The following is a 23,363-nucleotide window of genomic DNA, read 5'->3' as shown; positions in this document are numbered from 1 at the left end:
ATATATGACTTAACTATACCCATTTATGCGTACTCCTATACTTTTTTTCGTGTTTTCTCTTTGTTTTTCTTCCCTTTTATTTTCTCAGGGGACACACAATATTTCTATTCCCCATGATTTATCTATTGAGCAGTATCAAAATTGGGCAGTAGAATGTCTCAACCAAACAAAATTAGAAACAGCAGAGGCAATTTGTCTTCAAATACTATCAAAAGATGCTCAAAATCCTAATGCTTTTTATTATCTTTCTATTATATACATCCAATTTAAAAAATGGGAAAAAGCAGAATACTATATTCATAAATTTTTGAATCTCTATCCCGACCATGCAGAAGGATATAACATGCTCTATACTATATATTCTTCACAAAATCTTTTTGAAAAAGCACATACAAATATAGAAAAAGCAATCCAAAAAAACCCACAAAATAATGCTTATAAAAATACACTTTCCGAATCGCAGACAAATATCCAAAACCGAAAAACATCTCTTTTTTGCTCTATCCTTTTCATTATTGTACTGAGTATACTCAGTTTTTTTTCTTATAACCAAGAAAATCAAGAATTTACAAAAGAGAAAAAACTCAGCATAATGAACATCATCTGGATTTCTCTTTCTACCTCTTATCTCTTTTATTCTTTATTTTTTTTGCTGTCCCCTACCATAAGATCTATGAATGAAGCATTTCTTCTCCATGAATATATCGGTTATTTTACACATTATGTTTTAGAGCGAGATGGGATGGAAAGTTACTCTCTTTATGTGTTTTCTTTGAGTATTATTCTTTTTTCTTTCCTTTTTTGTCTTGCCTTTCAAAAAATAAAAAAAACTTCTTTTTTTACAAGTATTCTTTTCATTCTTATTATAATCGGAAGTTTCTATATCTTTAATATTTCTTTTTTTCCACCTTCATCAAGTCCTACCAATAAAATACCAACTCTTTTATTTCTTGTTGTAGGTATCTCTTCCCTTCTTTTCATAATTAAAAAAAAAGAATGGATATTGGCAATAGTATTAGTTCCCATCTCTTTCTTTTCTCCCCAAAATTGGTCTATAGGAGATTATCAATATCAACTCTATCCCGCAATGCGTCTGCTCAATGGCATTCCTTGGTCAGATATAAACTTTGCATACGATTTTTTATTATCTGCTATTTGTTTACCATGGCTTGTCTTTGATTGGGATATCAATACGATTCCTCTATTAGGACAATTTTCTACTTATATATTTTTTATAGGATTATTTTTATTCAGCAAACGAATATTTTTAAACAAGCACCTCGCAATATTTTTCATATTTACCGTAGTTATAATCCGATTATATGGAAATCTGGACTATATATCTACTTTCTTTGCAGGAACCCCTTGGCGTTTAGATATGTGGATTATAGTACTTTGGCTCGTGTTTTGGAAAGGACCTTATCATTGGTCTGTTGCTGGATTCTTAGCTTTTCTCCTCTTATTTCATAGAAATTTTGGAGTTATCTACACAGTAAGCTATATTGCATACATAGGAACTCTTTTTTTATATGATATTTTTAGTACTCAGAAACAGTACTTTATAGAAAATATCAAACAACAAATACATAAATATCTCTTGCTTACCTATCAGAATATACTCATACTCTGTATTTCTTTGGTGGCTGTATTTGTTATTTTCGGAAGTATAATGCCAAAAGCAGCTCTTATTATGACAAAACATGGTATAGGGATGATTGCTATATCAGAAATTTCTTTTTATTGGTACGTTCCCCCCATGCTTTCCGTTCTTTTTATTGTTTTACTGAGAATAAAAGAAAAAATATCCGATGCTTATTTTAAAACAGGAATTTTTATTATTGTTTTAGCAATAGGGCATTCTCTCTACTTCTTTGGCAGAAGCCACGAAAATAATATCATAAATGTATCCACTATTTTGTTACTGTCTTTCTTTGTTTTAATAGATATTATCTCTTTGATAGTTCCCCTGCCTACAAAAACAAATACCACTGTATCTTCCTCACATAAAAAAATAGAAAAACAAAAAATAAAAACAAATTCTTCTCAAAAATTCTTTTTACAGAAAGAACATATCATTCCCTATTTTTATAAACTCATTCCTTATTGTTTTCTTCTATTGGTCTGTTATTTTTATAGTGAAAGGATTACTACAAAAATTTCTATACAAATAAAAAATATGCTCCAATTTGATTGGAAACAAGATTTTACCTATTATGGTGCTTTGCACTGCTTGAATAAACCTTGTCAAGAAAGCTACTATATAGATATTCGTAGCATCACCCATAACAGCCCGAAAGTACTATTTGTGGAATATAATTATTTTGGAGAAGGTTTTTTATTAACACATTTGGGAAAATATAAACCAACAACTTTTTACAGCCCTATGGGAACTGCTCTGACAAAAAAAGACCTTGCTCTTAATCTACAACCCTTTTTAGATAGCGGATATTACATGGTATCCAGTAAATCCAACGCTATCGCATGGAACGAAGTTTTACCCCTGTTAGATTATAATGCTTACTCAGAAAAAGGATATTTTACCACAGTATACAAAAATAATACTCCTACTTTGCTATTAGAAGAACCTAAAAAAATCAATTCTTTACAATTTATAAATTCTCAAACACAAAGAACAGACCCTTTCTTACCTCCATTTATAACAGATACTTCTTTCACCATTCAATGTATTGTGAAACCCGATACCGAGCAAAAAAATGAACAAGCCACCATCTTTTCAAATATAAGAAGCACCATTTGGGCAGAAGGATTCACCCTTCAAAGTATAGGAAAAACAAATCAATATATTTTTGGATATGGAAATAAACAAACATTTGTCAATGTAGCATCCATAGAACTTACCCCTCAAGAAATCAACTATATTGTCATAAGATTTGCAAATAAAAAAATAGATATCATTCTCAATGGAAATAATATCCATTCCTCACCTTATAATACCGACCATTACAACAGCGAATCCTTATTTCATATAGGAAATAATTCTCAAAAAAACGCTGCCTTCAGCGGAAGTATTTATGAAATACAAGTTTCTAACAATGCCATAACAGAAGCCAATATCCAACAAAATAAAGAAACTATAAACAATAAAATACAATGATAAAGCGTACTACTACCTGTAAAAAAACCTTTTGTTACATTTTTTGCTCCCCATAACTAAAAAAAGTATCTAAAAATATTACAATACAATTAAAAAACAGCAAGGGATACATGAAAATATCTTTATTATTATATATTGAGAAAAATAGTTATTACACATGTAAAAAAAACAGAGAATCTGGCATTTTTAAAATTATAAAACAATTTTTTAATCTCATCTAAAAAATAATAAAAATGATAACTCAAAAGAAAAATGTTTCTGAATTTGATTCCGATGTTCAATCAAATGACGGATATAAATACACCTCAAATGCCCCTTTTTCATCCATAGTAGCAAATAAGAGAATTACAAAAGAAATTATTAAATTTATCCCAAAGCAAACAAAGAACATAATTGATATAGGATGTGGTGATGGAACATATACAAATGACCTAAAAAATGTACTACCTGCAATACATTTTTCTGCTTTTGACCCCGCCTCAAATGCCATTGATTTAGCTAAAACAAAGTTTCATAATATTGAGTTTTTTACTGCAGACCTATTAGATAGTAAAACACTTCCTCAAAAAAAATATGACGTTGGTATCATAAGAGGAGTTTTGCACCACCTTCCAAGTGGTTTTGAAGGAATAGTGAATGCAAGCAAAATAAGTGATACATTAATCATTATGGAACCTAATGGTAATAATCCAATTTTAAAGTATATTGAAAAACATTCTCAATACCATATTGAGCATGAAGAACAATCTTTTAGTAGCACAACATTAACTAAATGGTTTACTGATGCAAACTTCGAAGTAATAAAATTAAGCTATATTGGTTTTGTCCCATTTTTTTTCCCAACATTTTTAGCAAAAATAATTTATTTCTTTCAGCCATTGCTGGAAAAAATATATCTACTTAAAAAATATTTTGGTGCTCAAATAATTATGTATTGTAAAAAAAAGTAACTAAAGAATGCTTGAAATAACAGAAAAAAAAATAAATAAACCCGATTGGCTCCGAGTAAAACTTCCCATAGGGGAGCAGTACTTGAAAGTGCGAAAACTAGTAGATGACTATAAACTACACACTATTTGTCAAAGTGGTAATTGTCCGAATATGGGAGAATGCTGGGGGGCAGGAACAGCTACATTTATGATTTTAGGAAATATATGTACCAGAAGCTGTACTTTCTGTGCCGTAGCAACAGGTCGCCCTACTGAGTATGATATAGACGAACCCAGACGCGTGGCAGAAGCCATAAAACTCATGAAAGTGAAACACGCAGTTATTACATCTGTTAATAGAGATGAACTCAAAGATAGAGGAGCAGAGATATGGTTTCAAACAGTACAACTCATAAAAGAACTTTCTCCCCTTACTACCATAGAAACACTTATCCCCGACACAAAAGGAAATTGGGATGCACTCTATAAAATGATATCAGCAGGACAAGAAGTGGTCTCTCACAACATGGAGACAGTAGAGCGACTCTATAAAATAGTCCGTCCCCAAGCCAAATACGAAAGAAGTTTAGAACAAATAAAACGCACAAAACAACAAAAAAAAAGAACAAAGTCAGGTATAATGCTCGGATTAGGCGAAAAAGAAACAGAAATATATAAAACAATGGATGATTTGGTAGAAAACGGACTAGATATACTTACCCTCGGGCAATATCTCCAACCCACAAAACATCATATAGAAGTAGCAGAATTTATACGTCCTGAAACATTTGCATATTACAAAGAAGAAGGACTGAGACGAGGCCTCAAATATGTAGAATCTGGTCCACTCGTCAGATCAAGCTACCATGCAGAAAAACACGTGAACGTACCTGTATAAACTAAAAAAAATGTTTCAATTTTTAGGAATGAATGGATTTGTAGAAGCAATAAAAAATTACATAGAAATAAAAGTAGAGCTCGTAAAACTTACCATAACAGAATATTTTGCTGCAATACTGAGTAAAGTAATAGGAATAGTAATAGTATTTGTCTTATTTCTTTTTTTTCTCTTATTTTTCAGCATATTTTTAGCAGTATCTATTAACCTTGCATTGGAAAATACAATAATTGGATGGCTGATTGTTTCTCTCATATACCTTCTCTTCTTTATAATTTCTCTTAGATTTTTTGCTTCAGGGAGATTGAGCGAGATGATAGAAAAAAGATCTTTAGAAACCACTAAAATAGATGAAAAAATAGAAACCCTTTCTCAAAAAATACAAAAGAAAAATAATGATGAGAAATCCCACACTCCATAATAAAAAAAATATATTATTAGCATTAGAAAAAAAAGCAAAAGTATCCGTCAACAAAGAATCTAAAGCATTCGCATTTACTTTTTTCAAAATAATACTTACCGTTTTATGCATATCTTTTGTAGCATATAGTATCAATTCATTTTTCAAAAAAAAAAAAGAGTATCCCCCATTCTCTCCCCCTCCCATTGTGAATGGAATTATAGAAAAGGTACTGAACAGATTTTTTTCTTTGATTCTGAATATAGCAGTAGATATAGTATTGGCAAAAATTCAAAATTACCTCAAAAATAGAAATGAAAAATAACATATACTCTCCATAACAATATTTTGATATATTATTTTTCTACAATATACCCATAATTTTAAATAAAAAAACACTTTATAGAAACAAAAAGAATAGAAAAAAGAAAAAAATAGTAAATTGGTTCAATATTTTTATTTATTAGCATATCTCAAATAAATTAAATCATAATGCATTATATTCCTAAAAAATTATGAACACACACACACAAAAATCTAGAAGAGAATTTTTAAAAAACACAAGTATCGCATTGGCTGGTATAACCATAGTACCGCGTTTTGTATTAGGAAAAGGTTATGTAGCTCCGAGTGATACATTATACATAGGAGGGATAGGAGTCGGAGGGAAAGGAAGAGGTGATATAGCAGAATTTTCCAAAAGCCCAAATGCGAAAATAGTCGCACTTTGTGATGTAGACGATAATTCTGCTTACGAATCCCGAAAGAACTTTCCTCAAGCAACCTATTATAAAGATTGGCGGGTTATGTTAGAAAAAGAAAAATTAGATGCTGTTTCTGTATCAACCCCGGATCACAGCCACACCCACCCAACACTTACCGCAATGTCAATGGGAAAGCATGTTTATGTGCAAAAACCACTCACACATAATATCTACGAAGCAAGAATATTAACAGAAGCATCAAAAAAATATAAAGTAGTTACACAAATGGGTAACCAAGGTGCTTCCGGAAACGATGTAAGAAAAATGAAAGAGTGGATAGAAGCAGGTTTAATAGGTGACGTTACTTCTGTCATCTCATGGACAAATAGACCTGTTTGGCCCCAAGGTATAAAAACCCCAACTGGAAAATACCCTATTCCGAATACACTAGAATGGGATTTATGGATTGGATGCACAGAATATATAGATTATAACCCCGCATACCATCCATTTAATTGGCGAGGATGGTGGAACTATGGAACAGGAGCTTTAGGAGATATGGGTTGTCATATTTTAGATCCTTTTTTTAGAATACTACCCGTAAAATACGCTAATGAAGTAGAATGTAGTGCAACTACAGTATGGGAAGATTTTTTTAAGGAAGCGGACTATAAAGATAGTTGCCCCTCTTCTTCTGTTATATATTTTAATTTTCCACGTACAGACGGCAAAGGGAACATAAAACTTACATGGATGGATGGAGGACTATTACCACAAAGACCCGTAGAACTTTTGCCTAATGAAAATATGGGAAGCAAAGACGGAGGCATAATAATGGAAGGAACAAAAGGAAAAATAATAGCAGAAATGTGGGCTGAAAAACCTATATTACTACCTTCTTATAGGATGCAAAACGAAACATTCCCCTCCGAAACACTACCAAGAGTTCCCGAAGGACATTATGTGCAATGGGTAAATGCTTGTATAAAAGGATATGGAAATTCCAAAACAAGTTCAGATTTTGATTTCAGCGGACCTTTTACAGAAGCTATATTATTAGGAAACGTAGCCCTCAGAACATATCAAATAAAACGTGATAATACTTATCCCGGAAGGAAAAAACTATTATGGGATGCATCAAAATTACAAATAACAAATTTTGAAGAAGCCAATCAATTCGTGAAAAGAAAGTATAGAAATGGATGGGAACTACAAGGTATTTAATATAAACGTAACTATATGTATTTAGAAGAATATAAAACTAAAATATTAGAAATAAAACAAAGTTTATTAGAGCTTGGGAAACCCGATATTATAAATAGATATTACCAAGATAAAAAATATGTAAAACAAGTAGGGCATGACGGCTATGTAACTATCTTACGTGGGTTAGATACATTTTTTGCAATGAGAGGTGTTCAAAAAAAAGGTAAAAAAAGAGTAGAATGGTACGAAAGAGAACTCTATGTTGTTAATAAAAAACTATCCGAAGCATTTGCCGTAGCTTACGATACATTTCACATGTCTATGCATTGTGATGGTAATCAAGATATGGATGTAGCAATTGTTGCTTTTAAAAAAGCAGAAGAAATTCTAGATGGACTAGAAAAAATAATGGATGATGAAATACTAAACAAACAAACAGATGAATAGGAAAATACGAATGGGTATGATAGGCGGTGGAAGAGGCGCTTTTATAGGTGCAATTCACAGATATGCTATAAGGTTAGATAATCAAATAGATATCTGTGCAGGAGCTTTTCACTTGGATCCAGAAATATCTATGCTTTCGGGACAAGATTTATTTATAGAAAGAGATAGAATATATCCAAACTACTACGAATTTTTTGAGAAAGAAAGTAAAATGCCCGTAGATAAAAAAATAGATTTTGTAACTATTGTTACTCCTAATCACGTTCACTTTGAACCATCAAAACTTGCATTAGAACATGGATTCCATGTAGTATGTGAAAAACCCCTTTCTTTTAGTGTATCAGAAGCAATAGAATTAGAAAAATTAGTGCAAAAAACAGATTTATTATTTGCCGTTACACATACTTATACCGGGTACCCAATGGTAAAACAAGCAAAAGAAATGATAGCATCTAATATATTTGGAAATATAAGGAAAATAGTAGTAGAATATCCTCAGGGATGGCTCTCTACGGCGATAGAAACTACGGGAAACCAACAAGCATCATGGAGAACTGACCCAAAAAAATCAGGCAAAGCAGGATCTATCGGCGATATAGGAACACATGCAGCAAATCTTGCTGAATACATTACGGGCTTACAAATAACAGAACTTTGTGCTGATATTACAACTTTTGTTTCGGGACGGCTTTTAGACGATGACGGAAATATTCTCATACGTTTTAACAATGGTGCAAAAGGAGTTCTCCACTGTAGTCAAATTAGTGCAGGTGAAGAAAATGCTCTCAATATAAGGGTCTACGGAGAAAAAGGAGGAATCCAATGGGCTCAAATGGAACCAAATACTCTCATAGTAAAATGGTTAGATAAACCTACTGAAATTTACAGAACAGGTATGGGATATTTAGGAAGTAGTGCAAAAATGAACACAAGGACTCCAGCAGGTCACCCCGAAGGATACTTAGAAGCATTCGGAAATATTTATAAAAACGTAGCAACCGCTCTCTCTTATAGATTAGAAAATAAACAAATCCCCAATCAATATTTAGATTTTCCCAACATTCACGATGGAGTCAGAGGAATGAAATTTATAGACGCTGTTATTCAATCCTCACAAAGTCAACAAAAATGGATACAATATTAATTAAACAATTCAATGATATAAATGGAAAATTTTAATTGGCTCAGCTTACTTCAACCACAATTTTATATAGAAAATGGTGGATTATGGCTCATCATTTTTATAGTATTTGCGGAAACAGGTCTATTTGCTGGATTTTTCTTACCCGGTGATAGCTTATTATTTGTAACGGGAATTTATGCAATAGATATTATTAAAGTATATTTCCCTATAGAAAATCCCTTACTGTGCTTACTTTTTTTAATAAGCATGGTATCTTTTGCAGGTATTTTAGGAAATAGTATAGGATATTGGACAGGACATAAAGTAGGAAAACGAATGTACCAATGGAAAGATAATCTGTTTTTTAAACAAGCGTACCTTATACAAGCAAGTGAATTCTATGAAAAACATGGGAAAGTAGCAATATTTGCAGCAAGATTTTTACCTTTTATAAGAACTTTTGCACCCATTGTAGCGGGAATAGTAAATATGGATAAAAAACAATTCTCTTTTTTTAACATAATAGGTTCTATTACTTGGGTAAGTTCTATGATTTTAGGTGGCTTCTTTTTACAAAAAATTTTCCTTAAACAATTTGGATTTGATCTTACACAGCACTTAGAAATTATTGTTATTGGAATAGTTGCTGTTACTACTTTTCCTGTTCTTTTTAAGTTTTTTACATCTAAAAAACAAGAAAAATAAGTTTATAAAAACAGGTCAGTCATAAGATTTTTAGCAGGATTTATAGCATACGGAGTAAAATCTGTTATGCTATTCTCTTTTAGAATCTCTTCATCTATACAAAAGTTACCTGTAAAAAGAGAAGAATTTTTTTGCAGAATAAAAAAAGCAGCGTCTGCTACTATGTCAGAATTTCTTGCATGCTGCATTATCTTTTCCCCTCCTAATAAATTATTTACTGCTGAAGTTGCGATAAGTGTCCTAGGCCATAAAGCATTTACTGCTATATTAGATGCACGGAGTTCTTCTGACATTCCTAAAACACACATACTCATACCATATTTTGCTATTGTATATGCTACATGATTTTTAAACCACTTGGGATCCATACTCAATGGCGGAGAAATGTTAAGTATATGGGCATTTTTTGATTTTGTAAGATAGGGAATACAATACTTGGATACCAAAAAAGTTCCTCTCGTATTAATTTGATGCATTAAATCAAATTTTTTCATATCTGTATTAATTGTGTCCGTAAGGGAAATAGCACTTGCGTTATTTATTAAAATATCAACTCCACCGAAGGTTTCTACGGTCTTCTCTATTGCTATTTTTACCGTTTCCTCGTCTCGTATATCTACTTTATAAGGAAATGCCTTTCCGCCTGCCCTTTCTATCTCTTCGGCAGCTATATATATGGTACCTGGTAATTTGGGATGTGCAGAATCTGTTTTTGCAAAAATAGCAATATTTGCTCCTTCCCTCGCTAATCGTACCCCTATAGAAAGTCCTATTCCTCTACTTGCTCCTGTGATGATAACTGTTTTATTTTTATAGTATGACATATTGTTGTAAAGTATTATAAATAGAAAAATAACTGTAATTGCAAATTATACTATTTTTGTAATTTTCTCTTTTATGAAATTAATGATATACAAAAACACAAAATCTCCCTTTATTTTGATTCTTTTTGCAGTATTTCATGCCCTAATTTATCTCTTTTGGTGGTAAGGTATTGTATATTATGGATATTAGCAGGTATCTCTAAAGGAACATTTTCTACTATTTCTATTCCATAGCCTCTCATCCCCGCTCTTTTTTTAGGATTATTTGTGATAAGTCGTACTTTTGATATATTCAAATTTTTTATTATCTGTGCCCCAATGCCATAGTCCCTTTCATCGGGTTTAAATCCCATGTGAATATTGGCATCTACCGTATCCATGCCCTCTTCTTGAAGTTTGTACGCTTTTAATTTATTTTCAATACCTATCCCTCTCCCCTCTTGGTTCATATACAGAATCAGTCCTTTTTTTTCTTTTTCTACTAATTTCATTGCATTTTTCAGTTGTAATCCACAATCACATCGCATAGAACCAAATATATCTCCTGTCATACAAGACGAATGAACCCGCACCAAAACAGGCTCATCATGCGAAAAAGTTCCCTTTACGAGGGCAAAATGCTTTTCTTGAGTGGTAGTTTGGGTATAGATAACGAGGTCAAACATACCGTATTCCGTAGGAAGTTTGATAGTGACTCCTCTTTGAATGCAGGATTCTGTTTTTAATCGGTATTCTATCAAGTTTTTTATGGATACAATGCAGATGTTATACTTTTTGGCAATATCTAAAAGCTCGGGAACCCTTGCCATAGTACCATCTTCACTCATAATTTCCACTAAAACACCAGAAGGATATAATCCCGATATTCTTGCAAAATCCATAGATGCTTCGGTATGTCCCGTTCTTTTCAAAACACCTTCTTTTTGGGCTTTGAGAGGGAATATATGTCCGGGTTTAGCAAGGTCTTCTTTTTTGGTAGCGGTATTTACTAATGCTTGTATGGTCTTACATCTGTCCGATGCAGAAATTCCCGTAGTTACACCACTTCCTATCAAATCTACGGGAATAGTAAATGGAGTTTTGTGGAGAGCTGTATTTTTTTCTATCATTAATTCCAATCCTAATTCTTCACATCTATCTGCTAACAAAGAAACACAGATGAGGCCCCGCCCATGCTTACTCATAAAATTGATTATTTCAGGGGTCACTTTCTCGGAAGCACATATAAAGTCCCCTTCGTTTTCCCTGTCTTCATCATCTACTACAATAATAATGTTTCCCGCTCTTATACTTTCCATTGCCTCGGCGATAGTGTTCATATCTTTCTTTTATACTATACATTTTGAATTATGAATTATTTTATTCTTTTTCACAATGATAATACAAAGCAATATATTTTCTCATTTTATACATTTCTTTTTCATTTTTAGACATTTTTTTGAGAAATAATAGAGGTATCAAACAATCAATATGTATTTGAGAGTAATATATTTTCCTCGTAGACAATGAGTTCTTTCGTGGGTTATTCTTTTATTATGAATTAAATGAGGGGTTAATGGAAGTTTGAATGGTACGACCGTTCGGGGCGAATAATACCACTATTCGGTAGAGGGAGAAAGCCCTTTTTTCTACCGATTTTTTATATACTCATTCTATTAAAAAATTAGAAAATAATTTGAAAAATAAAAAAATATACTAAATGAGTATTGATAGGATCTAAAAGTTCACTTTTTAGACGAGCATACATAAAAATTATCAGATAAATAATAAGAATTTAGATAACTATTTATAATAGACAATCAGTTTTTAGAACTCTTCTAAAAACAAATAAAAATAAAATGAACCTCAAGACCATAATATTCGTGAAATAAAATATTCGTTTTTTACGTTTTTAATTCGCAACGGTCTCAAGATATGTGTGCTTAGTCAGTAAAAGAGTATAAAAAAAGATGAATCCAAACTATTTTTTTAGAAAAATTAGAAAAAATGTAAACTAATAAGAATGAAATATGTACTTTTGTTTTGACTTTTTAAATATATAAATGTGTTCTTATATTTTTAAAGATTAAAACCTAAAAAAAAATTTAAAACCCACCATAAGTCAAAGTTCCATTTTTTAGAACACATCTTTCACCACCAATAGCAAAAAACTTCTTTTGAGATGAACATCTTGAGAGAAGTTTTTTTTGTTGCTCTTATTAGGAAGGTTGCACTATGTGGATAGAGAATAAAAGGAGAACTAAGGTATAATAAAACTTTGGCAATGTTAATCCATTTATAATGTATTCTCGATTGATTTCTAAAATAAGTCATAATAAAGCTATTTATAATTATAAGGTATATAAGCCCCTCTTTTTAAGGATGTTTGATTTTAATAAGAGTTCTTCTGTTTTCTGAATAATTTTGAAAAAGAGAATGGATTTTGATTTATTTTTCACAAATAAAAGAGAAATTATTTGTGAAAGATTTATTTTATATATTTTGTGAAATATTAAAATTTTATTACATACGTACAAAAACAAGGTAAGGTATATTATCTTGAAAAAACAAATATTTAACCCATCTCAAATAGATTATAATTTATGAATAAACCACTTCCAAAACGAAGCGAAGATTACTCCCTGTGGTATAATGAATTGGTAAAAAGGGCAGATTTAGCAGAAAATTCTTCTGTTCGGGGATGTATGGTCATAAAACCCTACGGATATGCAATATGGGAAAAGATGCAACAGCAATTAGATACTATGTTTAAGGAAACAGGGCATGTAAATGCATATTTTCCCCTCTTTATTCCAAAGTCATATTTGAGCAAAGAAGCATCTCACATAGAAGGGTTTGCCAAAGAATGTGCTGTGGTGACGCATTATAGATTAAAAAGTAACGAAAAAGGTGAAGTTATTGTAGACCCCGATGCAAAATTAGAGGAAGAACTGATAGTTCGTCCTACTTCAGAGACGGTTATTTGGAATAGTTACAAAAATTGGATACAATCGTATAGGGATTTACCGATACTTATCAATCAATGGGCGAACGTGGTTCGTTGGGAAATGAGAACTCGGCTTTTTTTAAGAACATCGGAGTTTTTATGGCAGGAAGGACACACCGCCCACGCCACAGAAGAGGAAGCAAGAAAAGAAACTATTCAAATGCTCAATGTATATTATGAATTTGTGAATAATTTTTTAGCAATTCCTGCTCTGAAAGGAGTAAAATCTGAAGCCGAAAAATTTGCGGGAGCAGTGGAAACGTATTGTTTAGAAGCACTGATGCAAGATGGGAAAGCATTACAAGTAGGGACTTCTCATTTTTTGGGGCAAAACTTTGCTAAAGCATTTGATGTGACCTTTCAATCAACCGAAGGAAAGTTAGAACATGTTTGGGGAACCTCATGGGGCGTAAGTACGAGAATGATGGGAGCACTTATTATGGCTCATTCTGACGATAATGGACTTGTTTTACCACCGAATCTCGCTCCTATACAAGTAGTAATAATACCTATATTTAAAACTCAGGAAGAATTTCAAAAAATATCTGAGGTAGTTACTCGGATAAGCACTCATTTAAAAAAAATACACATATCTGTCAAATATGATAGCACTGATAACCAAAAACCAGGATGGAAGTTTGCCGAATACGAACTCAAGGGAGTTCCCATTCGCATAGCGATAGGACCAAAAGATATACAAAATAATACAGTAGAAGTAGCCCGCAGAGATACTCTTACCAAAACGACTATTCCATTAGACAATAATTTTGAAAAGTATATTCAAAATGTATTAACAGAAATGCAAAGTTCTATATATACAAAGGCACTTCATTTTAGAAACGCAAATACTTATAAAGTAGATACCTATACAGAATTTAAGGAAGTATTAGAAGAAAAAGGGGGATTTTTACTTGCTCATTGGGATGGGGAGGCAAGCACAGAAGAGAAAATTAAAGAGGAAACAAAAGCAACTATACGATGTATTCCTTTGGGAGCCGAAAAAGAAGAAGGGAAATGCATTATATCCGGAAAAAAATCTGAAAGAAGAGTTATTTTTGCAAGAGCGTATTAACATATTATCTAATTTATTAACATAATTATATAACAGTGAAGCAGTTACCATTTAAAATAGAAATAAAAGCAAATGCAAAGACAGTTTGGTTTGCTTTGTGGGATGACGATAATTATAAAAAATGGACTATTGCATTTTGTGAAGGATCTTATGCGGTATCAAATTGGAACAAGGGAAGTAAAATACATTTTTTAGACCCAAATGGTAATGGGATGTATAGCATTATTGATGAAAAAATAGAGGATCAAGAAATGTCTTTCAAACACTTAGGTGAATTAAAAAATTACCAAGAGCAACCTTTGGATAAAAATACAGAATTGTGGAGTGGATGTATTGAAAAATATACACTTCAAGAAAAGAATGGAATTACTACCCTTTATGTTTTTATAGATACCATTGATGAATTTACTTCTTTTTTTGAAAAAACTATTCCCCAAGCACTCGTAAACATAAAGCAGTTATCTGAAAACATGAAAATTACTGTTTCTATTTCTACGTTTGTAAATATAGAAAATGTTTGGAATCTATTCACAGGAGCAGAACATATAATGCATTGGAATAATGCAAGTGAAGATTGGCATACTCCTAAAGTTATGAATAATCTCGAGGTAAAAGGAACATTTCGTTATAGAATGGAAGCAAAAGATGGAAGTTTTGGCTTTGATTTTGAGGGAATTTATACAGAAGTGAAAAAGCATCAAACCATTGCTTACACAATGCCCGATAAAAGAAATGTAATAATACATTTTTCTGTAAAAGAGAATACCACATGGGTAACCGAAATATTTGACCCTGAAACCACAAATTCTTTAGAATTACAAAAAAATGGATGGCAATCCATTCTCAATAATTTTAAAAAATATGTAGAATCTTATAAGTTTTAAGGGTATTTTAGAATATAAAAATTACAAACAATCCTCATTTTATATATGGTTTATGTAAGCAGAAAAGAGCATTTTAATGCTGCCCACATGCTCTTTAACCCCGATTGGACAGAAGAAAAGAATGATGAAGTGTTTGGATTATGTGCTAATAAAAATTGGCATGGGCATAACTTTGAATTAGTAGTGACAGTATGCGGAGAACCCGACATACATACGGGATTTGTGGTAGATATGAAACGACTTGGGAATCTTATACAGCAACATATAATTCAAGAAGTGGATCATAAAAACCTAAACATAGATGTGGGGTTTTTAAAAGGAAAGATGCCAACTTGTGAAATAGTAATACAAGAATTTTGGAAAATATTATATCCACTTATTCCCACTCTCAGTAGAGGAGCTATTCTCTATAAAATTATTCTTTATGAAACACCTAAAAATTATGTAGAATATATGGGATAGTAAGCATTCTATTTCATACAGGGTCACTAAAAAGATATTTATTTTTTTAGGTATTTTATTTTTTAAAAAGTTCTTTCAGTTGTACTAACCTTTTATTAATATTCAGTTCTATAAAAGGGTATTTTAAAAATCTTTTTTCAAGTATTTCTAATAATCCGGGGGGATGTGTAGTGGATGTTCCATCTATTATACTAACACATCTAAAATGTGTCCACAAAAGTGTTTTGAGTTGTGTTTTTGCTTCGTTAAACATAAGATATTCTATAATAAGGTTCTTCGAATCAAATTGTATTGTATTGGAAGTAATTATGACAGATTCTTTCATTTTTGCAGGTTTCAAATAATGGATTTGTTGATTATAAACCACCCATGCTTTTTTATCTTCTACGAAAAAATTGAGAATACTTCTATTATAGAGAGTTTCTAATTCTTCTTCTCTTGCATTGAAGAAATAATCAAAGTAATTGGAGTTTTTTAGGTGTTGGAGAATATCGCAGTCCGTAAGGCGTATAATGACCTTTGTTACAGTTTCTTGTTGTTGAAAAAATTCAGAGATGGATTGGTATTGTATCATAATTTATTTTTGTGAGATAAAAATTTTTCTGCGTCTAATGCTCCCATGCATCCACTTCCCGCTGCGGTTACAGCTTGTTTATATATTCTATCTTGAACATCACCTACGGCAAACACTCCTGGTATATTGGTTTTAGAAGTTCCTGGTTTTGTTATAATATAGCCATCGGTATCTAATTCTAGTTGATCTTTAAATATGTCTGTATTGGGGTAATGCCCTATAGCTACAAAAACCGCACTCAGTTGAATAGATGTGGTTTCGTTGTTTGTATTATTTTTGAGTAAAATTCCTGTAACACTTGTTTCCCCGAGTATGTCTAATGTTTCTTGATTATAAAGAATATGGATATTTTGAATGGATTCTACTTGTTTTTGCATAAAAAGGGATGCTTTGAGTTTATTTTTTCTGACAATAAGAAATACTTTGGAGCAGATGTGAGAGAGATAGGTAGCTTCTTCACAAGCAGTATCCCCTCCTCCAATAACTGCTATATCTTGTTTTTTAAAAAAGAAACCGTCACAGACAGCACAGCTGGATACTCCTTTTCCTTGTAATTTTGTTTCTTGTGGGATTCCGAGCCATTTAGCACTGGCTCCTGTTGCTATAATTATTGCTTCTGTTTCTATATCTATTTGATTGTCTATCGTTAATGTGTGATATGAGGAAGCATCTTTTTTGAAAAAATTTACTTTTGTTATGTGTGAGTAGCGTATTTGTGTGCCAAATCGTTCTGCTTGTTTCTGAAAAATACTCATCATTTCTGGGCCTAAAATACCGTTGGGGAATCCGGGATAGTTTTCTACATCACTTGTGAATATGAGTTGTCCTCCTATTTGATTTCCGGTAAAAAGAACGGGGTTAAGCCCTGCCCTTGCTGCATAAATAGCAGCAGTATACCCTGCTGGTCCGGATCCTATAATAGCTATTTTTATTTTTTCCATTACTAAATTATGAGCATAGAATCACCAAGTGTGAGGAATCTGTATTTTTCTTCTAATGCTATTTCGTATGCTTTTTTGATAAGAGCACTTCCTCCGAAGGCAGCTGTTGCAAGGTATGATGGGGATTGAGAACTGTGGAAATTTGTAATGAGAGCGTTTGCTGTTTTAAATTCGTATGAAGGATAAAAAAATTTATTTGTCCATCCTTCATTTGGTTTTATTTTTCCGCTTACCGAGACGGAGCTTTCTAATGCTCTGAGAGTAGATAATCCAGCGGCAATAACTTTTTTTTTATTACTTATAGAATTATTTATGGCATCTACAGTATTTTCTGTTACATAAAATGGTTCTGAATCTATTTTGTGTTTAAGAATATCTTCTACTGCTATATCTCTTACAGTTCCCAATCCTAAGTGGAGAGTTGCATATTCCACTTGAGTGTTTTTTAGCTGTATTTTTTTGATAAGATGTTTTGTAAAATTGAGGCATCCACTTGGTGGGGAAAAAGAACCTATTTTTTCTGCAAATACTGTTTGAAAATTTTCTTTATCATTTTCGTCTGGTTCTCGCTCTATAAAAGAAGGAATTTGTGTTTCTCCTATTTCATCTATCAGTTGATAAAAATTATTTGTTTTTTCTTTCATCAAAAAACGTATCGTTCTTCCGCAAGAAGTAGTATTGTCCATTACTTCTGCTACGAGATTATTTTTAAAACATATTTTATTTCCCACTCGTAGTTTTCTAGCGGGATTTACTAATACGTCACATAAATAATCTATATGATTTAATACCCTTAAAATAATTATTTCTATGAGTATGTCTGTTCTTTCTTTATATCCCAAAAGTTTTGATTGTAATACTTTTGTATTGTTGAGTATAAGGCTATCACCTTCCTCTACATAATCAGTAATATCTTTAAATAATCTATGTTCTATTGTATTTGTTTTTTTGTTTACTACCATTAATCGTGATTCATCTCTATTAGGTAGTGGATATTGAGCAATTTGCTCTTTTGGGATGTTGAGTATAAAATCTGATAATCGCATATTGTATTTTTTTATAATATTAAGTATTTTATTTTCGATATATAAATAAATATAAATAAATACTAAAAAATGTATTTTATGCAATATAATTTTTTTCTTTTTATTTGATAACCTTATATAAAAAATGTATTTTTTGTTATAAAAAAAACACAAAAAAGATGTTATTGATCGGTTTTTAGTTTTTTTTGTATTTTTGATATTTGCGACATGGGTAACAATACATATAATTTGGTATTATGTTATTGTTTTTATTATAAAAAAGTGGGGTAGAGAGATTTAAAATCCTAATTCTTGGTAGATAATTTTATGAATAGTGGGTCTCACGTTCATATCTGAAATAAGGGAATTATTTCGTGTTGGGTGTACTCTATTGGATAAAAAGATGTAGAGAAGTTTATTTTCGGGGTCTGCCCAAACAAATGTTCCCGTATATCCGGAATGTCCGTAGCTACTGTGTGGGGTTTGACGGGCGACAAAATTTTTACAGTCACAGGAATCAAAAACTATGGGAGGTTTATCAAACCCTATTCCTCTTCTATTTCCGAGTTCGCAAAATTGGCAGGTAGAGAATTTTTGAATGGTTTGAGGGTTTATATATTTTTTTCCTCCGTATTTTCCTCCATTGAGGTACATTTGCCATACAACTGCTAAATCAGTAGCTTTAGCAAATAATCCTGCATGCGAAGAGATTCCGTTGAGTAAAGCTGCTCCTTCGTCATGGACTATTCCGTGGAGTGTTTGCATTCTAAAAAATGTATCTACTTCGGTAGGGATAATTCTCTGTATTGGGAATTTTTCTCCTGCATTGTAAGTCATTGTTTTTACTCCTAATGGGGTATAAAAGTTTTTAGAAAGGTATTGTTCAAAATTTTCTCCTGTTATTTTTTTTATAATATCGGGGTATAAATAGAAGCTGAGGTCGGAGTAAAGGTATTTTTTTTCTTTATTAAGTGGTGAGTTTTTTATTAATTTGAGGAGTTGTGGTTTATAATTTTTATAAAGGTAGAGGGAATCTGTTATTTTATAGGGGTAATTTTTGGAAATTTTAGTGGATAGGGTTTTGGCTTTAAAAGAGCCGTCTTTATTTTTTGCTTCTGTATGGAATGGTATCCATCCTTTTAATCCTGCTTGATGTGTAAGCATATTTAAGAGGGAGATATTTTTTTTATTGGAGTTTTTGAAATATGGGTAGTATGTTTTTAGTTTGCCGTTGAGGTCTATTTTTCTTTCGTCGTACAGTTTCATAATACTTGGTATTCCGGCGGTTACTTTTGTTATAGATGCGAGGTCGTAAATATCCGTAGGGGTTATTTTTTGAATACTATCGTATCTATGAAATCCATATACTTTATGAAAAAATATTTTTTGATCCTGAGCAAGTAGGACTTGTCCGCCAGGAAATGCTTTTTTTTGAATAGCGTTTTGCATAACACTATCTATTCTTGATTCTAATCTTTTGCTGTTTATTCCTATTTCTTCGGGTATTGTAAATTTGAATCTTACGTTTCCTTTTGTTTTTATACCCAATCCGTTTACATATTTTTTATGAAAGGTAACGGGGAGTTTTCCTGATGTGCTTATTCCTCCGAAGATTGCTTGTGCTGCCATATCTTGTGCTAGTATATGGTCTTGGTAGGTGGTTATTAAAACAGATGCTTTTTCAAAATTAGGTATATTAGGTATAAGATATGGGTTTCTGAGGGCGACGAGTATTGTTTTTTTAGAAGATATTATGTCTTGGGCAAAATCTAAAACTTCTTTGGAGAGTTGTTCTTTTGTATTGGCAATTCTTGCGCCTTGGTGTATTGCAAGGATTACACAATTTGTTTTTTGTGGGATTTGATTTTTTATATTTGTTATTTCTTGAATAGTTGCATTTTTTTTTAAAAAAAACTGAGGCATTTCCGTGTAGTCATTGAGTCGTTGTTGGAAAAAAGAGAATGTGTCTACCCCTAATGAGATAGATATAAGATTAAGATTCTCTAAATCATTGAGGGGGATACAATTTTTTTCGTTTTTGAGAGTAGTAATAGATTTTTCAAAAAGCATTCTGTTTAAGAGTTGAAAATCAGGGGTGTTTATTTCTTCACATACATTTTTTTCTGGTAGGGGGATCCATTTTGTTTTTTGAGAAAAATATTTTGCATATAAGATTTTACGACAGCTGGAGTCAATTTGTAGGATAGATATTTTTTTATTTTTTACTGCTTGAATGATAGTTTCAATAGAAGATTCTGTGTTTTCTACGAGTTCTAAAAAGTCATTTCCTGCTTTGAGTGCTTTGAGTGCTACTTCTTCGGGGGATATATATTTTGTAATGGCTTTCATATTCAGTGCGTCTGTGTAGATTATGCCTTTAAATTGCAGGGATTGTTTTAAAATATCTGTTATAATGAGTGGGGATGCTGAGGAAGGAATATTGATACTATCTATAAAGGGAAGTTTGAGATGTGCTATCATTACTCCTGTAATGCCTTCGTCAATGAGCTGTTTAAAGGGGAATAGTTCCATGGTATCTAATCGGGTAGAATTGTGGGGAATTTGTGGGATATCGTAGTGCGAATCTATATTAGTATCCCCATGTCCTGGGAAGTGTTTTGCTGTGGCTTGAGTTCCTATTTCTTCCATTCCTTTCATGTATGCTATGCAGCGTTTTGTAACTTCTTCTTTATTTTCTCCAAAAGATCTGTAGCTGATAACAGGATTATTAGGATTATTATTTATATCTGCGACGGGGGCAAAATTTACGTCTACTCCGGTTTTTTTTAATTGTTGGGCAATAGCATTTCCCATTTTTTTGATGAAAGAGATGTCTTCTATAGCGCCAAGTGTCATCTGAAAGGGGTAAGAAATACTGCTGTCTAAACGCATTCCTACTCCCCATTCTGCGTCCATGCAAATGAGGAGAGGAATCTTAGATATCTTTTGAAGTCTATTGAGCATCTTTACTTGTCTAGCTGGTCCTCCTTGAAAAACAACTAATCCGCCTATATTATATTTCTGAATAAGGTTTTGTAATTCTTTTTCATGAGAAGAATCTCTATTAGAGTAGGCGGCTATCAAAAAAAGTTGACCTACTTTTTCAGAGAGGGTCATCTTTTCAAGAACAGAATCCACCCATTTATTTGCATTATCAAAGTATATTTTTTGAGAAAAGTATCCCGCTTTATCCTGTGCATAAGTACGAATAGTTAAGAATATAAACAGGCACATTAAAAATTTTGTTTTCATAGTAATATTTTTTTAAGTTTTTAAAATTGATTATGATAATAAAGTAGAAAGTATCGGTATTTTTTTTGTTTAAATACTAAAATTTTGATAAGGCACCCCTGTTCCACTTTTGGGTAGGTGCTGTTGAGTGGGGTTATTCTTTTGTTACTACAAGCTTTAAATAATCCAACAAGCTTGTAGGAGTTTCTGCGTATGCTTCAAAAATGTTTAAAGCTTGTAGCTGCCCAAGATTACTTCCATCTCCAAATGAAAAATCTATTTTAGATGAAACTACTCTTTTTTCTGACCTTGAATCTTTTAGTATTTCACGAAGCATTTTAATTAAAAATTCCAATTCGTATTTTCCACGGAACATTTTATCCATTGTCTTACCTTTAAAGAGTTCCATTTTCTTTTCAACCAAAGAGTAATCTACTACTATAGCATTTGGGAAAGTTTCTTTTATCTTTTGAAAATCATACGAAGCATTTACTTTATCAAGACTGATGGTAACGAAATTATTTGGCAACTTATCGTCAAGCGTTACGCCTGTTTTAATATTTTCATTTTCCTGTCTCTCGATTAAGCAAGAGTACCAACTATTAAAAAGTAATACTGAATCGTGAAATTCCTTTTGCCTTTGCTCATATAGTTTCACTAACTTTTCAAAGTTAGAATCTGAGACTTCGGATAAATGAAATTCATTTGTCAAAATCTCTTTGAAAACACTTATTGAAACATATAAGTTTTCTACTGAGTAACATGGTGTTTCAAATATTGGAGGATTTTTGTCTCCTATAGTTGAGTTAAAATCTCTATCAATGAAGAAACCCAACTTATATTTTCGATATTCCTCTTTGCCTGTAATTAACGTATAAACGTCAAGAACCGATTGTTTGCCACCACATTTTACTGGGTAATAGTTTTCTGTAAATCTTTTGACTCTAGAAACGTAGTAGGCATTATCTTTACCTTCAAAAAAGCAAAACAAATGCTCTGGATTCTTTCTTGTAGCATTAGCAAATTCAGTAAATGCGACTTGAGGCTTATTCCTACTTTGTCTTAATTCTTCTGCATACGTCATTATTTCCCATTTACTTTTGAAGGTTTAACGTATTCATTCATTCCAACTGCAAATGAATCTAATTCATTATCAAAAATAAAAGGTGAATGTGTGACAGCTAAAAGAAAATCACATTTTTTTGAATTTAGAATATCAGGTAGTAGTTGTTTTTGCCACATCATACTTAAAGAGAGCTCTGGTTCATCAAACAAAATCAAAAATCTTTTATCCGTTTCAGACAAATAAACATTTGATAGCATAGAAACTATCTGTTTTTCTCCTGATGACAGATGCTTTAAGTCAATCTTGTCATCCGTGCGTGTAGATTTAATGTAAATTTTAATAGCACTTTCATCATAAAAAACGCTTTTATTTATTAGGTATTTGTTACAAGCATCTCTAAACGCTTTTACAGAATTATCCAATTCTTTCTGATTTTCATATAACTCAACCAGTTTTTGGAGAATTAAACCCGAAAGTGGGTCATTAAATTCTTTTTTTGCAACACTTTCTAAAACCGCATCTTTAATTTCTTTATCTAGATTTTTAGCCCTAGCAAAAATAATTGCCAAATCTTCATCGTTAATTCTATCGAAAATATTTCGATCAATCTCACTATTCTTACTCATAACTATTTTTAGAACATCCTTTAGAAAATTTGAAAGTCCTTCCTTTAATAGTGTTTCTATCTTGTTTTCGATTCTACTAAATGTTTTCTGTACATCACCCATTCCAAACTGAATAAGATTATTATCCTGATCAATTTTTAATTCA

General features: G+C 31.9%; 20 protein-coding genes. 12 read left to right on the top strand and 8 right to left on the bottom strand.

What is annotated here, in order from left to right:
* Positions 1-25: 25 nt before the first annotated feature.
* The 9 genes from QM536_02200 (at position 26) to QM536_02160 (ending at position 9,527) form a co-directional block, all read left to right on the top strand.
* Entirely contained in the window at positions 26-3,115 is a 3,090-nt protein-coding gene (locus QM536_02200; GenBank protein MDI9355822.1) for a hypothetical protein, read from the top strand.
* Positions 3,116-3,348: 233 nt separating this feature from the next.
* Positions 3,349-4,065 (top strand): class I SAM-dependent methyltransferase, encoded by a 717-nt coding sequence (locus QM536_02195; protein MDI9355821.1) that lies wholly within the window; start codon positions 3,349-3,351, stop codon positions 4,063-4,065.
* Positions 4,066-4,072: 7 nt separating this feature from the next.
* Positions 4,073-4,942, top strand: coding sequence for a lipoyl synthase (gene lipA, locus QM536_02190; GenBank protein MDI9355820.1), 870 nt, complete (start codon positions 4,073-4,075; stop codon positions 4,940-4,942).
* A gap of 10 nt (positions 4,943-4,952) precedes the next feature.
* A complete protein-coding gene (locus QM536_02185) occupies positions 4,953-5,363 on the top strand; it encodes a hypothetical protein (protein MDI9355819.1) in 411 nt (136 codons plus the stop codon).
* Positions 5,341-5,667, top strand: coding sequence for a hypothetical protein (locus tag QM536_02180; GenBank protein MDI9355818.1), 327 nt, complete (start codon positions 5,341-5,343; stop codon positions 5,665-5,667). The genes QM536_02185 and QM536_02180 overlap by 23 nt, the downstream gene beginning before the upstream one ends.
* A 190-nt stretch (positions 5,668-5,857) precedes the next feature.
* Positions 5,858-7,270 (top strand): Gfo/Idh/MocA family oxidoreductase, encoded by a 1,413-nt coding sequence (locus QM536_02175; protein ID MDI9355817.1) that lies wholly within the window; start codon positions 5,858-5,860, stop codon positions 7,268-7,270.
* Positions 7,271-7,285: 15 nt separating this feature from the next.
* Positions 7,286-7,699 (top strand): DUF5618 family protein, encoded by a 414-nt coding sequence (locus tag QM536_02170; protein ID MDI9355816.1) that lies wholly within the window; start codon positions 7,286-7,288, stop codon positions 7,697-7,699.
* Entirely contained in the window at positions 7,692-8,843 is a 1,152-nt protein-coding gene (locus tag QM536_02165) for a Gfo/Idh/MocA family oxidoreductase (protein ID MDI9355815.1), read from the top strand. Before QM536_02170 ends, QM536_02165 begins: the two co-directional genes overlap by 8 nt.
* Before the next feature lie 21 nt (positions 8,844-8,864).
* Positions 8,865-9,527 (top strand): VTT domain-containing protein, encoded by a 663-nt coding sequence (locus QM536_02160; protein MDI9355814.1) that lies wholly within the window; start codon positions 8,865-8,867, stop codon positions 9,525-9,527.
* Positions 9,528-9,529: 2 nt separating this feature from the next.
* Here the strand turns inward: QM536_02160 and QM536_02155 are convergent, their stop codons facing one another.
* On the bottom strand, positions 9,530-10,351 hold the full coding sequence (locus QM536_02155; protein MDI9355813.1) for an NAD(P)-dependent oxidoreductase: 822 nt from the start codon (positions 10,349-10,351) through the stop codon (positions 9,530-9,532).
* Between the two features lie 110 nt (positions 10,352-10,461).
* Positions 10,462-11,670 carry a bifunctional 3,4-dihydroxy-2-butanone-4-phosphate synthase/GTP cyclohydrolase II gene (locus tag QM536_02150; protein MDI9355812.1) on the bottom strand — a complete coding sequence of 403 codons (1,209 nt, stop codon included), beginning with the start codon at positions 11,668-11,670 and terminating at the stop codon, positions 10,462-10,464.
* Between the two features lie 1,263 nt (positions 11,671-12,933).
* Here QM536_02150 and proS point away from each other — a divergent pair.
* From proS to QM536_02135, 3 genes are read left to right on the top strand one after another with little or no spacing between them, the layout of a single operon-like run.
* Entirely contained in the window at positions 12,934-14,409 is a 1,476-nt protein-coding gene (proS, locus tag QM536_02145) for a proline--tRNA ligase (protein MDI9355811.1), read from the top strand.
* Positions 14,410-14,444: 35 nt separating this feature from the next.
* Positions 14,445-15,293, top strand: coding sequence for an SRPBCC domain-containing protein (locus tag QM536_02140; protein ID MDI9355810.1), 849 nt, complete (start codon positions 14,445-14,447; stop codon positions 15,291-15,293).
* Positions 15,294-15,338: 45 nt separating this feature from the next.
* On the top strand, positions 15,339-15,755 hold the full coding sequence (locus QM536_02135) for a 6-carboxytetrahydropterin synthase (GenBank protein MDI9355809.1): 417 nt from the start codon (positions 15,339-15,341) through the stop codon (positions 15,753-15,755).
* A 55-nt stretch (positions 15,756-15,810) separates the two neighbouring features.
* Here the strand turns inward: QM536_02135 and QM536_02130 are convergent, their stop codons facing one another.
* The 6 genes from QM536_02130 to QM536_02105 all read right to left on the bottom strand — a co-directional run.
* Positions 15,811-16,329, bottom strand: coding sequence for an acyl-CoA thioesterase (locus QM536_02130; protein MDI9355808.1), 519 nt, complete (start codon positions 16,327-16,329; stop codon positions 15,811-15,813).
* Positions 16,326-17,270: a thioredoxin-disulfide reductase gene (gene trxB / locus QM536_02125; protein MDI9355807.1), complete on the bottom strand. Its 945-nt coding sequence runs from the start codon at positions 17,268-17,270 to the stop codon at positions 16,326-16,328. Before trxB ends, QM536_02130 begins: the two co-directional genes overlap by 4 nt.
* A 2-nt stretch (positions 17,271-17,272) precedes the next feature.
* Positions 17,273-18,316 carry a tRNA preQ1(34) S-adenosylmethionine ribosyltransferase-isomerase QueA gene (gene queA / locus QM536_02120; GenBank protein MDI9355806.1) on the bottom strand — a complete coding sequence of 348 codons (1,044 nt, stop codon included), beginning with the start codon at positions 18,314-18,316 and terminating at the stop codon, positions 17,273-17,275.
* A 276-nt stretch (positions 18,317-18,592) separates the two neighbouring features.
* The gene (locus QM536_02115) at positions 18,593-21,547 is read right to left on the bottom strand and encodes a glycoside hydrolase family 3 N-terminal domain-containing protein (protein MDI9355805.1); all 2,955 of its coding nucleotides are present in this window, start codon (positions 21,545-21,547) and stop codon (positions 18,593-18,595) included.
* A gap of 133 nt (positions 21,548-21,680) precedes the next feature.
* On the bottom strand, positions 21,681-22,610 hold the full coding sequence (locus QM536_02110) for a DUF4435 domain-containing protein (GenBank protein ID MDI9355804.1): 930 nt from the start codon (positions 22,608-22,610) through the stop codon (positions 21,681-21,683).
* On the bottom strand, positions 22,610-23,363 hold a 754-nt coding region (locus QM536_02105; protein ID MDI9355803.1), incomplete at its 5' end, for an AAA family ATPase. The genes QM536_02110 and QM536_02105, both read right to left, overlap by 1 nt.

The organism is Chitinophagaceae bacterium (assembly GCA_030053935.1).
In the GTDB taxonomy this organism is placed as follows: domain Bacteria; phylum Bacteroidota; class Bacteroidia; order Cytophagales; family JASGCU01; genus JASGCU01.
Note: the sequence above shows the minus strand (reverse complement) of the source record. Positions and strands in the feature narration are given on the sequence as shown.